The 12,424-nt window shown below is 70.8% G+C and carries 11 protein-coding genes; 10 read left to right on the plus strand and 1 reads right to left on the minus strand.

Annotation, left to right across the window (positions count from 1 at the left end; translation table 11 throughout):
• The first annotated feature begins 67 nt into the window (after positions 1-67).
• The 6 genes from ftsZ to AB0L89_RS24520 all read left to right on the plus strand — a co-directional run bounded on the left by ftsZ (position 68) and on the right by AB0L89_RS24520 (position 5,029).
• Positions 68-1,297, plus strand: coding sequence for a cell division protein FtsZ (gene ftsZ / locus AB0L89_RS24495; protein WP_365144518.1), 1,230 nt, complete (start codon positions 68-70; stop codon positions 1,295-1,297).
• Entirely contained in the window at positions 1,294-2,025 is a 732-nt protein-coding gene (pgeF, locus tag AB0L89_RS24500) for a peptidoglycan editing factor PgeF (RefSeq protein ID WP_365144521.1), read from the plus strand. The genes ftsZ and pgeF overlap by 4 nt, the downstream gene beginning before the upstream one ends.
• Positions 2,026-2,031: 6 nt before the next feature.
• On the plus strand, positions 2,032-2,751 hold the full coding sequence (locus AB0L89_RS24505; protein ID WP_365144524.1) for a YggS family pyridoxal phosphate-dependent enzyme: 720 nt from the start codon (positions 2,032-2,034) through the stop codon (positions 2,749-2,751).
• Positions 2,752-2,875: 124 nt separating this feature from the next.
• Complete coding sequence (sepF, locus tag AB0L89_RS24510; protein WP_365144527.1) at positions 2,876-3,511, plus strand: cell division protein SepF; 636 nt, start codon at positions 2,876-2,878, stop codon at positions 3,509-3,511.
• An 80-nt stretch (positions 3,512-3,591) separates the two neighbouring features.
• Positions 3,592-3,882, plus strand: a complete 291-nt coding sequence (locus tag AB0L89_RS24515) for a YggT family protein (RefSeq protein ID WP_365144530.1) — start codon at positions 3,592-3,594, stop codon at positions 3,880-3,882.
• Positions 3,883-3,934: 52 nt separating this feature from the next.
• Entirely contained in the window at positions 3,935-5,029 is a 1,095-nt protein-coding gene (locus AB0L89_RS24520) for a DivIVA domain-containing protein (protein WP_362340652.1), read from the plus strand.
• A 251-nt stretch (positions 5,030-5,280) separates the two neighbouring features.
• On the opposite strand, the gene ileS is transcribed toward AB0L89_RS24520, so the two are convergent.
• Positions 5,281-8,424: an isoleucine--tRNA ligase gene (gene ileS / locus AB0L89_RS24525; RefSeq protein WP_365144534.1), complete on the minus strand. Its 3,144-nt coding sequence runs from the start codon at positions 8,422-8,424 to the stop codon at positions 5,281-5,283.
• Positions 8,425-9,018: 594 nt separating this feature from the next.
• On the opposite strand from ileS, the gene AB0L89_RS24530 reads away from it, so the two are divergent.
• From AB0L89_RS24530 to AB0L89_RS24545, 4 genes are all read left to right on the plus strand, one after another.
• Positions 9,019-10,086 (plus strand): TraR/DksA C4-type zinc finger protein, encoded by a 1,068-nt coding sequence (locus AB0L89_RS24530; protein ID WP_365144537.1) that lies wholly within the window; start codon positions 9,019-9,021, stop codon positions 10,084-10,086.
• Between the two features lie 78 nt (positions 10,087-10,164).
• The gene (gene lspA / locus AB0L89_RS24535) at positions 10,165-10,887 is read left to right on the plus strand and encodes a signal peptidase II (RefSeq protein ID WP_365144540.1); all 723 of its coding nucleotides are present in this window, start codon (positions 10,165-10,167) and stop codon (positions 10,885-10,887) included.
• Between the two features lie 59 nt (positions 10,888-10,946).
• The gene (locus AB0L89_RS24540) at positions 10,947-11,888 is read left to right on the plus strand and encodes an RluA family pseudouridine synthase (RefSeq protein ID WP_365144543.1); all 942 of its coding nucleotides are present in this window, start codon (positions 10,947-10,949) and stop codon (positions 11,886-11,888) included.
• Positions 11,885-12,352 carry a GNAT family N-acetyltransferase gene (locus tag AB0L89_RS24545; protein WP_365144545.1) on the plus strand — a complete coding sequence of 156 codons (468 nt, stop codon included), beginning with the start codon at positions 11,885-11,887 and terminating at the stop codon, positions 12,350-12,352. The genes AB0L89_RS24540 and AB0L89_RS24545 overlap by 4 nt, the downstream gene beginning before the upstream one ends.
• Positions 12,353-12,424 lie beyond the last annotated feature (72 nt).

Below are 12,424 nucleotides of genomic sequence, written 5' to 3' on the forward strand. Positions count from 1 at the left end.
GGCATCAGTCGTCGCATCGCAGCAGAGCGAAACGGCGACACGTAACTCGAGGCGAGAGGCCTTCGACGTGGCAGCACCGCAGAACTACCTCGCAGTCATCAAAGTCATCGGTGTCGGCGGCGGTGGTGTCAATGCCATCAACCGGATGATCGAGGTCGGTCTCAAGGGCGTCGAGTTCATCGCCATCAACACCGACGCGCAAGCCCTGTTGATGAGCGACGCCGACGTCAAGCTCGACGTCGGCCGTGAACTCACCCGCGGACTCGGGGCCGGCGCCAACCCGGCCGTCGGCCGCAAGGCCGCAGAAGACCACCGCGAGGAGATCGAGGAGGTCCTCAAGGGGGCCGACATGGTCTTCGTCACCGCCGGTGAAGGCGGCGGCACCGGCACCGGCGGCGCACCCGTCGTCGCCAACATCGCGCGCTCGCTCGGCGCCCTCACCATCGGTGTGGTCACGCGGCCGTTCACCTTCGAGGGCCGGCGCCGCGCCAACCAGGCCGAGGACGGCATCGCGGAGCTGCGCGAAGAGGTCGACACCCTCATCGTCATCCCGAACGACCGGCTCCTGTCCATCTCGGACCGCCAGGTCTCCGTCCTCGACGCCTTCAAGTCGGCGGACCAGGTCCTGCTCTCCGGTGTCCAGGGCATCACCGACCTCATCACCACGCCCGGCCTGATCAACCTCGACTTCGCCGACGTGAAGTCGGTCATGTCCGAGGCCGGTTCGGCCCTCATGGGCATCGGCTCGGCCCGCGGCGACGACCGCGCGGTGGCCGCCGCCGAGATGGCGATCTCCTCGCCGCTCCTGGAGGCGTCCATCGACGGCGCCCGCGGTGTGCTGCTCTCCATCTCCGGTGGCTCGGACCTCGGCCTCTTCGAGATCAACGAAGCGGCCCAGCTGGTCAGCGAGGCCGCCCACCCCGAGGCCAACATCATCTTCGGCGCGGTCATCGACGACGCGCTCGGCGACGAGGTCAGGGTCACCGTCATCGCGGCGGGCTTCGACGGCGGACAGCCACCGTCCAAGCGGGACAACGTCCTTGGCTCGGCGTCCGGCTCGGCCAAGCGCGAGGAGCCCGCGGCGCCCGCCCGCCCCGCCGAATCGTCCCGCCCGGCCTTCGGCGGCCTCGGCAGCGTCACCCCGCGCGAGGAGGCCCCGACGCCGGAGCCCGCCGAGCAGGCCGCCCCGGCGAGCGAGGCCCCGGCCGGGAACCCGGCGCCGCTCCAGGTCCCGCCGGCCCGTCCCTACCAGGACAGCCAGGCCGAAGAGCTGGACGTGCCGGACTTCTTGAAGTGATAAGCAAGCACAGCACCGTGAGCGGCGCGCACTTCGCCTTCACCGACAGGTGGGGCGGGGTGAGCGCCGTTCCGTACGAAGAGCTCAACCTCGGCGGCGCGGTCGGCGACGACCCCGGGGCCGTGCGGGCCAACCGCACGCTCGCCGCCACGACCCTCGGCCTCGACCCGGCCCGGGTGGTCTGGATGAACCAGGTCCACGGCCGTGACGTCGCCGTGGTCGACGGCCCCTGGGGGTCCGGCGCCGACATCCCGTCCGTCGACGCCGTGGTGACCGCCCGCAGGGGCCTCGCCCTCTCGGTCCTCACCGCCGACTGCACGCCGGTGCTGCTCGCCGATCCGGTCGCCAAGGTCGCGGCCGCGGCGCACGCCGGACGCCCCGGCATGGTGGCGGGCGTCGTCCCGGCCGCCGTCGAGGCCATGGTGGCGCTCGGCGCGGACCCGGCCCGCATCGTCGCCCGCACCGGGCCCGCCGTCTGCGGGCGTTGCTACGAAGTGCCCGAGGCGATGCGCGCCGATGTCGCCGCCGTCGAGCCCTCGGCGCACGCCGAGACGAGCTGGGGTACGCCCGCGGTCGACGTGACCGCCGGAGTGCACGCCCAACTGGAGCGGCTCGGGGTGCGCGACCGGGAGCAGTCGCCGGTGTGCACGCTGGAATCCGGTGACCACTTCTCGTACCGCCGCGACCGCACGACCGGTCGTCTCGCGGGCTATGTCTGGCTGGACTGATAAGGCATGACGGAACGCAAGGTTCAACTCGCGGAAAATCTGGCGGCGGTCGAGGAGCGGATCGCCGCGGCGTGCGCCGCCGCCGGTCGCAAGCGGGAGGAAGTGACCCTCATCGTGGTCACGAAGACCTACCCCGCGAGCGATGTGCGGATCCTCTCGGAACTGGGGGTGCGGCACGTCGCGGAGAACCGCGACCAGGACGCGGCGCCGAAGGCCGCCCAGTGCTCCGACCTCCCGCTCACCTGGCACTTCGTGGGTCAGTTGCAGACCAATAAGGTCCGTTCCGTGGTCGGTTATGCCGATCTGGTGCAGTCCGTCGATCGTCCCAAGCTCGTCACAGCTTTGTCGGCGGCCGCGGTGCGCGCGGAGCGGGAGCTCGGCTGCCTGATCCAGGTCGCGCTCGACGCGGAGGTCAACGGCCGGGGCGAGCGCGGGGGCGTGGGGCCGGGCGGAATCGAAGAGTTGGCCGACCTCGTGGCAGGGGCGCCGGGACTGCGGCTCGACGGTCTGATGACCGTCGCCCCGCTCACCGGCCCGTACGCGGGACGGCAACAGGTGGCGTTCGAGCGGTTGATGGAATTCGCAACCCTCATGCGCGCGGCTCATCCTGCTGCGAACATGGTGTCGGCAGGGATGAGTGCGGACCTCGAACAGGCCGTGGCGGCCGGAGCGACACATGTGCGCGTCGGTACGGCGGTACTCGGAGTCCGACCCGGGCTCGGGTAACGTCGCCAAGAAGTCGGACCACAGCAGAAAATATGGTCATTCTCGCTGTTGGGCGGGGATACCTCGTGGATCGCGGGCAGTTGGTGACGACAGCCGATCCACCACAGAGCGGAGGACTCAGAGCATGGCCGGCGCGATGCGCAAGATGGCGGTCTACCTCGGCCTCGTGGAGGACGATGGGTACGACGGTCCGGGGTTCGACCCCGACGACGAGTTCGAACCCGAGCCGGAGCCCGAGCGCGACCGCAGGCGGCACGAACCGCCGCATCAGTCGCACCAGCCCCATCAGCCTCAACGGGACGAATCGGTGCGAGTGGTGCAGCCGCCCGCCCAGCGCGAGCCGGCCGTCCATTCCTCTTCGTCGGCCGCCGAATCCGGACGTCCGGCACGAATCGCCCCCGTGGCATCCATCACACCTGAACGCCAGAGCCTGGAGAAGAACGCACCGGTGATCATGCCCAAGGTCGTGTCCGAGCGGGAGCCCTACCGCATCACCACATTGCACCCCCGGACCTACAACGAGGCCCGTACCATCGGGGAACACTTCCGTGAGGGCACTCCGGTGATCATGAATCTGACCGAGATGGACGACACCGACGCGAAGCGACTTGTCGACTTTGCCGCCGGTCTGGTCTTCGGTCTGCATGGCAGCATTGAGCGCGTGACGCAGAAGGTGTTCCTGTTGTCGCCTGCTAACGTCGATGTAACGGCGGAGGACAAGGCTCGCATCGCAGAGGGCGGGTTCTTCAACCAGAGCTGAGACGCAGTAGATGAAGTAGCTGCTGTAGACGCAGAACCGGAACGACGAGTACGAGAAACAGGGGAGAGGGAACCGCGAACATGGGCGTGGTCTTGCAGGTGCTCTACGTCGCGCTGATGTGCTTCCTCATCGTGCTGATCTTCCGGTTGGTCATGGACTACGTCTTCCAGTTCGCCCGCTCATGGCAACCCGGCAAGGCGATGGTGGTCGTTCTGGAGGCCACCTACACTGTCACTGATCCACCGCTCAAGCTTCTGCGGCGGTTCATTCCGCCGCTGCGTCTCGGGGGCGTGGCACTTGACCTGTCCTTCTTCGTACTGATGATCATCGTCTACATCTTGATCGCTCTCGTGGGCAAACTCGCGAGGTGACTGTGGACGATACGGTCTTGCCGACTGCCGATGACTACGTTGAGGTGAAGAGATGCCGTTGACCCCCGAGGACGTGCGGAACAAGCAGTTCACGACCGTCCGCCTCCGAGAAGGCTATGACGAGGACGAGGTCGATGCCTTCCTCGATGAGGTCGAAGCCGAACTGACCCGCTTGCTCCGCGAGAACGAGGACCTGCGCGCCAAGCTGGCCGCCGCCACCCGCGCCGCTGCTCAGAACCAGCAGCAGGGCGGCATGCGCAAGGGCCCCGACGGGCCCCAGGACCAGCGAGGACCGGGCGCCCCGGTGCCCGCCGCAATATCGGGCCCGCAGCCGGTCCCGCCGCAGCAGCAGATGGGCGGCCCGATGGGCGGCCCGCCGCAGCTGCCCGGCGGTGCCCCGCAGCTGCCCGCCGGCCCCAGTGGGCACGGCCCGCAGGGCGGTCCGCAGGGTCCCGGCCCGATGGGTCAGGGTCCGATGGGCGGCCCCATGGGCGGTCCCATGGGCGGCCACGGTCCGCAGATGCCGCAGCCCGGCCAGGGCCCCGGTGGCGACAGCGCCGCCCGTGTGCTCTCGCTCGCGCAGCAGACCGCCGACCAGGCGATCGCGGAGGCCCGTTCCGAGGCCAACAAGATCGTCGGCGAGGCGCGCTCGCGCGCCGAGGGTCTCGAGCGTGACGCCCGTGCCAAGGCCGACGCCCTGGAGCGGGACGCGCAGGAGAAGCACCGCGTCGCGATGGGCTCCCTGGAGTCCGCCCGCGCCACGCTGGAGCGCAAGGTCGAGGACCTGCGCGGCTTCGAGCGCGAGTACCGCACGCGTCTGAAGTCCTACCTGGAGTCGCAGCTGCGTCAGCTGGAGACCCAGGCCGACGACTCGCTGGCCCCGCCGCGTACCCCGGCCACCGCCTCGCTGCCGCCGTCCCCGGCGCCGTCGATGGCCCCGGCCGGCGCGGGTGCCCCGTCCTACGGCGGCAACCAGTCGATGGGCGGCAACAACCAGCCCGCCGGCGGTCCGTCCTACGGCGGCCAGCAGCAGATGTCCCCGGCGATGACCCAGCCGATGGCACCGGTGCGGCCCCAGGGCCCCGCTCCGATGCAGCAGGCTCCGTCGCCGATGCGCGGCTTCCTCATCGACGAGGACGACAACTGACGGGCGTGACCACGCCTTAGGCGTCGGCAGCGTTCAGGGCCGGGCCCCCGGAGATTCTCCGGGGGCCCGGCCCTTTTGTGTGCGGCGGTGTCTCGACGGATGGCGCAGCGAGGGCGTCGTGGTGCCGCCAGGGTGGTGCAGAAACGTTCATCTGTACGTGGGGACGCAACGCCGAAGGCCCGGTCCCGCCAAGATCTTCGGCGGGACCGGGCCTTCGGTGCGTCCCGGGGCCGTGCCCCGGGCGCGGGCGCTTACGCCTTGCGGAGGCGGAAGGTCAGCTTCAGGGAGTCGTCGGTGAACGGCTCCCCATAGGTGTCGTCGGCCTCGCCCTGGGCGAAGTCCGTGGCGAGGACCTCGTCCGCGATGAGCCCGGCGTGGTCGGACAGGGCCGTCACCACGGCCGGGTCCGGGGAGGTCCAGCGCAGGGCGATGCGGTCCGCGACGTCCAGGCCGCTGTTCTTGCGGGCCTCCTGGATCAGGCGGATCGCGTCACGGGCCAGGCCCGCGCGGCGCAGCTCCTCGGTGATCTCCAGGTCCAGGGCGACCGTGGCACCGGAGTCGGACGCCACCGACCAGCCCTCGCGCGGGGTCTCCGTGATGATCACCTCGTCCGGGGCCAGCGTCACCTTCTCGCCGTCGACCTCGACGAAGGCCGTGCCCTCGCGCAGGGCCAGGGACAGCGCGGCCGCGTCGGCCTCGGCGACGGCCTTGGCGACTGCCTGGACGCCCTTGCCGAAGCGCTTGCCGAGGGCCCGGAAGTTGGCCTTGGCCGTGGTGTCGACCAGGGAGCCGCCGACCTCGGAGAGCGACGCCAGCGAGGAGACGTTGAGCTCCTCGGTGATCTGGGCGTGCAGCTCCGGGTTGAGGGACTCGAAGCCGGAGGCGGCGACCAGCGCGCGGGACAGCGGCTGGCGGGTCTTGACGCCGGACTCCGCGCGCGTGGCGCGGCCGAGCTCGACCAGGCGCCGCACGAGGACCATCTGCTTCGACAGCTCCGGGTCGATCGCCGACAGGTCGGCCTCGGGCCAGGAGGACAGGTGGACCGACTCCGGGGCGTCCGGGGACACCGGCACGATCAGGTCCTGCCAGACGCGCTCGGTGATGAACGGCGTCAGCGGGGCCAGCAGCTTCGTGACGGTCTCGACGACCTCGTGCAGGGTGCGCAGCGCCGCCTTGTCGCCCTGCCAGAAGCGGCGGCGGGAGCGGCGCACGTACCAGTTGGAGAGGTTGTCGACGAAGACGGACAGGAGCTTGCCCGCGCGCTGGGTGTCGTAGCTCTCCAGGGCCTGGGTGACCTGGTCGGTCAGCGCGTGCAGCTCGCTGAGCAGCCAGCGGTCCAGGAGGGGACGCTGGGCGGGCGTCGGGTCGGCCTCACTGGGGGCCCACTGCGACGTGCGGGCGTACAGGGCCTGGAAGGCGACCGTGTTCCAGTACGTGAGGAGCGTCTTGCGGACGACCTCCTGGATGGTGCCGTGGCCCACGCGGCGCGCCGCCCACGGGGAGCCGCCGGCCGCCATGAACCAGCGGACCGCGTCGGCGCCGTGCTGGTCCATGAGCGGGATCGGCTGGAGGATGTTGCCCAGGTGCTTGGACATCTTGCGGCCGTCCTCGGCGAGGATGTGGCCGAGGCAGACCACGTTCTCGTAGGACGACTTGTCGAAGACCAGGGTGCCGACGGCCATCAGCGTGTAGAACCAGCCGCGGGTCTGGTCGATGGCCTCCGAGATGAACTGCGCCGGGTAGCGGCTCTCGAAGAGCTCCTTGTTCTTGTACGGGTAGCCCCACTGCGCGAACGGCATCGAGCCCGAGTCGTACCAGGCGTCGATGACCTCCGGCACGCGCGTGGCCGTGCTCGCGCAGCCCTCCTCGGGGCAGGTGAAGGTGACCTCGTCGATGAAGGGGCGGTGCGGGTCGAGGCCCGACTGGTCGGTGCCGGTGAGCTCCGAGAGCTCCGCGCGCGAGCCGACGCAGGTGAGGTGGTCCTCCTCGCAGCGCCAGATGGGCAGCGGGGTGCCCCAGTAGCGGTTGCGGGACAGGGCCCAGTCGACGTTGTTGTTCAGCCAGTCGCCGAAGCGGCCGTGCTTGACCGAGTCGGGGAACCAGTTGGTCTTCTCGTTCTCCTGGAGCAGGCGGTCCTTGATGGCCGTCGTGCGGATGTACCAGGACGGCTGCGCGTAGTAGAGGAGCGCCGTGTGGCAGCGCCAGCAGTGCGGGTAGCTGTGCTCGTACGGGATGTGACGGAAGAGCAGTCCACGGTCCGCGAGGTCCTCGGTCAGCTTTTCGTCTGCCTTCTTGAAGAAGACACCGCCCACCAGCGGTACGTCTTCTTCGAAGGTGCCGTCCGGACGGACCGGGTTCACGACCGGGAGGCCGTACGCGCGGCAGACCTTGAGGTCGTCCTCGCCGAAGGCGGGGGACTGGTGGACCAGACCGGTGCCGTCCTCCGTGGTGACGTACTCGGCGTTGACCACGAAGTGGGCCGGAGCCGGGAACTCCACCAGCTCGAAGGGACGTTGGTAGGTCCAGCGCTCCATGTCGGCGCCGGTGAAGGTCTCGCCGGTCGTCTCCCACTCCTCGCCGAGGGCCTTCTCGACGAGCGGCTGGGCGACGACGACCTTCTCCTCGCCGTTCGTCGCGACGACGTACGTGACGTCGGGGTGCGCGGCGACGGCGGTGTTGGAGACGAGGGTCCAGGGGGTCGTCGTCCAGACCAGGAGGGCGGCTTCGCCCGCGAGGGGACCGGAGGTGAGGGGGAAACGGACGTAGACCGACGGGTCGACGACCGTCTCGTAGCCCTGTGCGAGTTCGTGGTCGGACAGGCCCGTGCCGCAGCGGGGGCACCACGGGGCGACGCGGTGGTCCTGGACCAGCAGGTCCTTCTTGAAGATCTCCTTCAGGGACCACCAGACCGAGTCCACGTACTCCGGGTTCATCGTCCGGTAGGCGTCGTCGAGGTCGACCCAGTAGCCCATGCGGGTCGTGAGCTCGGCGAAGGCGTCGGTGTGCCGGGTCACGGACTCGCGGCACTTGGCGTTGAAGGCGGCGATGCCATAGGCCTCGATGTCCTTCTTGCCGTTGAACCCGAGCTCCTTCTCGACGGCGAGCTCGACCGGGAGGCCGTGGCAGTCCCAGCCGGCCTTGCGGGCCACGTGGTAGCCCCGCATGGTGCGGAAGCGCGGGAAGACGTCCTTGAAGACGCGGGCCTCGATGTGGTGGGCGCCCGGCATGCCGTTGGCGGTCGGCGGGCCCTCGTAGAACACCCACTCGGGGCGGCCCTCGGACTGCTCGAGGCTCTTGGCGAAGATCTTCTGCTCGCGCCAGAAGTCGAGCACGGCGTGCTCAAGGGCGGGCAGATCGACCTGGGCGGGCACCTGGCGGTACTGCGGCGGCGTCATCAACGAGCTCCTCCAACGGATGTGCTGCCTTCCGTCGGAGGGACGAGAGCCCCGCGCCCGGTGAGGCGCGCTCCCGCGGTACCACCCTCCTTGGCTCTCCGGAACGGGGTCTGTGCCGGTGAGCCCCCTCATTGGGGTCGCGAAACCGGGTCTACCGGCCCGGGCTCGGGGCCCTGGCTTTCTTCCGGTGGCTCCGGGGTGATCTTCACGTCGCGCTCGCCCCCGGGCTCACACCGTCCCCGGGTCGCTCATGGCTGCGTACGCCGCTACTCGTCCCCATCCACGCTTCTCGCTGCAGCCCAGTGTACGGCGCCCGTGGAGGGGCGGCCGACCGCTTTTCCGGGAGCCCCGCGAGGGGCGGGTCCTGCGGTGGCGACTGACCCGAATGGCGACATGCGGACCGAGCGGATCCGGGTGCGCCGAGGTGGCCGGATTACCCGGCAGGGAGTTGGGCACAACGCATGCAGACTCGCCGCGCGGCACCCGCGGGGCGGGCAAAAAGGGCGGCGTGCCCCGTTGCCGCGGGCCTGAAGTCGATTTATCGTCCCAGCACGATTCGCGAGCAAGATCACAATATGTGAAGGGGCCGCGGCCATGGTGGCGAAGAAGACCGCCGTACAGCATTCGGCGTCCGGCAGATCCACAGGCGCGGCCGCGGCGACGGCCAAGGACGTGAGCGGCAAGAAGAGCACCCACGGAGCCGGGGCCGCGAAGGCGGCCGAGGCGGCGCGGGCGGCCGGGAAGACGTCGCCGGGGGAGGGGGCGGAGCCCGCCGGGCCCGAGGCCGCGGCGAAGAAGACAGCGGCGAAGAAGACGGCCGCCAAGAAGACGGCCGCCAAGAAGGCCGCGGCGAAGAAGACGGCGGCCGCGAAGGCCACGACCACGAAAACCGCGGCTACGAAGAGCGCGGCTACGAAGAGCACGGCGAAGAAGGCCGCCGCCGAGAAGGCGGCAGTCAAGAAGACCGCCGCCAAGAAGGCGGCGGACAAGGAGGCGGTCGCTCAGGACGCGGGGGCCGACCGGGCCGCCGGGGACACCGCCGAGAAGGCCGTCCCGGCGAAGAGGACGGCCGCCAAGAAGAGCACCGCGACAAAGAGCACGGCCAAGAAGAGCACGGCCAAGAAGTCGGTCGCGTCCGCGGCCGAAGGTGCGGCTGAGGCCGCGGAGACGACGGGAGCCACGACGGTGGTTGCGAAGAAGACTCCGGGCACGGCGACCGCGGCGAAGAAGCCGACGGCGGTACCCAAGGCGCGTGCCGCCGCACCAGGCGAGCTCGCGGTCCGGCCCGGCGAGGACCCCTGGACCCCGGACGAGGTCGCGGAGGCCCGCGCGGAGCTTCAGAGCGAGGCGCTGCGGCTCAGCAGTGAGATCGCGTCCTCCGAGGAGTCCCTGGCGGGCCTGATGCGCGACTCCGGGGACGGGGCGGGCGACGACGACGCGGACACCGGCACGAAGAACATCACGCGGGAGCACGAGATGGCGCTCGCCGCCAACGCGCGCGAGATGCTCGTGCAGACCGAGCGCGCCCTGGAGCGCCTGGACGCGGGGACGTACGGCCTCTGCGAGAACTGCGGCAATCCGATCGGCAAGGCCCGGATGCAGGCCTTCCCGCGCGCGACCCTGTGCGTGGAGTGCAAGCAGAAGCAGGAACGGCGCTACTGAGCGCGGCCTGGGCACCGGGGCCCGTACGCGTGTGCCGTACTCTCGTCCCCAGTCAGGTACCTAGGTTGAGGGACTCACGTGGCAGAGGCGGAGCGCATCATCGGTACGCCGGACATCCCTGAGGCGGCCGGGGCCGAGCCGGAGCGGTCCGACTCGGTCTCCGACGAGAAGGCGGCGGGCACGTCCTCGCCGGAAAAGTCCGGCAAGGCCGCGTCGGACGGGCCCGGCGAGGCCGTGCCGGAGAAGTCCGACGAGACCGCGCCGGCGGCGTCCGGCGAGGCCGCGGACGAGGGCGAGGACGGGCAGCAGCCCAGGGGCAAGCGCAGGATCGCCGTGCTGTTCGCGGTGGCCGTCTTCGCGTACGCCCTCGACCTGATCAGCAAGATGATCGTGGTCGCCAAGCTGGAGCACCACGAGCCGATCGACCTGATCGGCGACTGGCTGCGCCTCTCGGCGATCCGGAACGCCGGCGCGGCCTTCGGCTTCGGCGAGGCCTTCACCGTGATCTTCACCTGCATTGCCGCGGCGGTCATCGTGGTGATCGCCCGCCTCGCGCGCAAGCTCTACAGCCTGCCGTGGGCGATCGCGCTCGGCCTGCTGCTCGGCGGCGCCCTCGGCAACCTCACCGACCGGCTCTTCCGCTCGCCCGGCGTCTTCGAGGGCGCGGTGGTCGACTTCATCGCCCCCAAGGGCTTCGCGGTCTTCAATCTCGCGGACTCGGCCATCGTCTGCGGCGGCATCCTGATCGTGCTGCTGTCCTTCCGCGGCCTCGACCCGGACGGCACCGTCCACAAGGACTGAGCCACCGGCGGGGGAGCCTGCGGTGCGGGAGTGTCGGTGGGCTCCTGCATACTCAATGGGTGAGCACGATTCCCGAGATCCGTACCCTGCCCGTGCCCGACGGCCTGGAGGGCGAGCGCGTCGACGCCGCCATCTCGCGCATGTTCGGGTTCTCCCGCACCAAGGCCGCGGAACTCGCCGCGGCGGGGAAGGTCACGGTCGACGGCTCGGTGGTCGGCAAGTCCGAGCGCGTGCACGGCGGGGCCTGGCTGGAAGTGGAGATGCCGCAGGCGCCCGCTCCGGTGCAGATCGTCGCCGAGCCCGTCGAGGGCATGGAGATCGTGCATGACGACGACGACATCGTCGTGATCGTCAAGCCGGTCGGCGTGGCCGCGCACCCGAGCCCCGGCTGGACCGGGACCACCGTGATCGGCGGCCTCGCGGCGGCCGGGTACCGCATCTCGACCTCCGGCGCCGCCGAGCGCCAGGGCATCGTGCACCGCCTGGACGTCGGCACCTCCGGCCTGATGGTGGTCGCCAAGTCGGAGCGCGCGTACACCTCGCTGAAGCGCCAGTTCAAGGAGCGCACGGTCGACAAGCGCTACAACGCGCTGGTGCAGGGCCACCCCGACCCGATGAGCGGCACCATCGACGCCCCGATCGGCCGGCACCCCCACCACGACTACAAGTGGGCGGTCACGGCCGAGGGCAAGCCCTCCGTGACGCACTACGACCTCATCGAGGCCTTCCGCGCGGCCTCCCTGCTCGACATCAAGCTGGAGACGGGTCGCACGCACCAGATCCGCGTCCACATGTCCGCCCATCGGCACCCCTGCGTGGGCGACCTGACGTACGGCGCGGACCCCACGCTCGCCAAGCGCCTGGGCCTCACGCGCCAGTGGCTGCACGCGGTCCGGCTCGGCTTCGAGCACCCGGGCGACGGCCAGTGGGTCGAGTTCGAGAGCGGCTACCCCGACGACCTCCAGAAGGCCCTGGACCGGGTGCGGGCGGAGAGCACGTGAGCGGGGTGACGGTGCGGGTCGCCGAGGGCCCGGACGACCTGGAGGCCTGCTTCGCGGTCCGCAAGGAGGTCTTCGTCGCCGAGCAGCAGGTGCCCGAGGACCTGGAGTACGACGCGTACGACGCAGGGGCGGTGCACGTCCTGGCCATGGGCGCGGACGGCGTCGCGCTCGGCACGGGCCGGCTCCTGACCGGCGCCGCGGCCGCCGCCAAGAACGGCGGGGACGTCGGCGTGGGCGCCCTCGGCCGGCTCGCGGTGACGCGTGCCGCGCGCGGGCTCGGCGTCGGGGCCGCCCTGGTCCGCGCCATCGAGGACGCGGCACGCGCGCGTGGCCTGCGGGCGGTGGACCTGCACGCGCAGACGCACGCCCTGGGGTTCTACGAGCGCCTGGGGTACGAGGTGTACGGCCCCGAGTTCCCCGACGCGGGCATCCCGCACCGGGCGATGCGCAGGTCGCTGGGGTAGCACGGTGGTCGGGGCGGGCCGCTGGGGCCGGGCTCCGGCACGGCACATCCGGGTGTCGCCGCGGGTGTTCGG

The sequence above is a fragment of the Streptomyces sp. NPDC052114 genome (assembly GCF_040680155.1).
Taxonomy (GTDB): domain Bacteria; phylum Actinomycetota; class Actinomycetes; order Streptomycetales; family Streptomycetaceae; genus Streptomyces.

Bases quoted from the DNA above. Each gene is read 5' to 3' on its own strand.
- AB0L89_RS24505 (WP_365144524.1), top strand. From the start codon at position 2,032: ATGACGGAACGCAAGGTTCAACTCGCGGAAAATCTGGCGGCGGTCGAG.
- sepF (WP_365144527.1), top strand. From the start codon at position 2,876: ATGGCCGGCGCGATGCGCAAGATGGCGGTCTACCTCGGCCTCGTGGAG.
- AB0L89_RS24515 (WP_365144530.1), top strand. From the start codon at position 3,592: ATGGGCGTGGTCTTGCAGGTGCTCTACGTCGCGCTGATGTGCTTCCTC.
- AB0L89_RS24520 (WP_362340652.1), top strand. From the start codon at position 3,935: ATGCCGTTGACCCCCGAGGACGTGCGGAACAAGCAGTTCACGACCGTC.
- ileS (WP_365144534.1), bottom strand. From the start codon at position 8,424: ATGACGCCGCCGCAGTACCGCCAGGTGCCCGCCCAGGTCGATCTGCCC.
- AB0L89_RS24530 (WP_365144537.1), top strand. From the start codon at position 9,019: ATGGTGGCGAAGAAGACCGCCGTACAGCATTCGGCGTCCGGCAGATCC.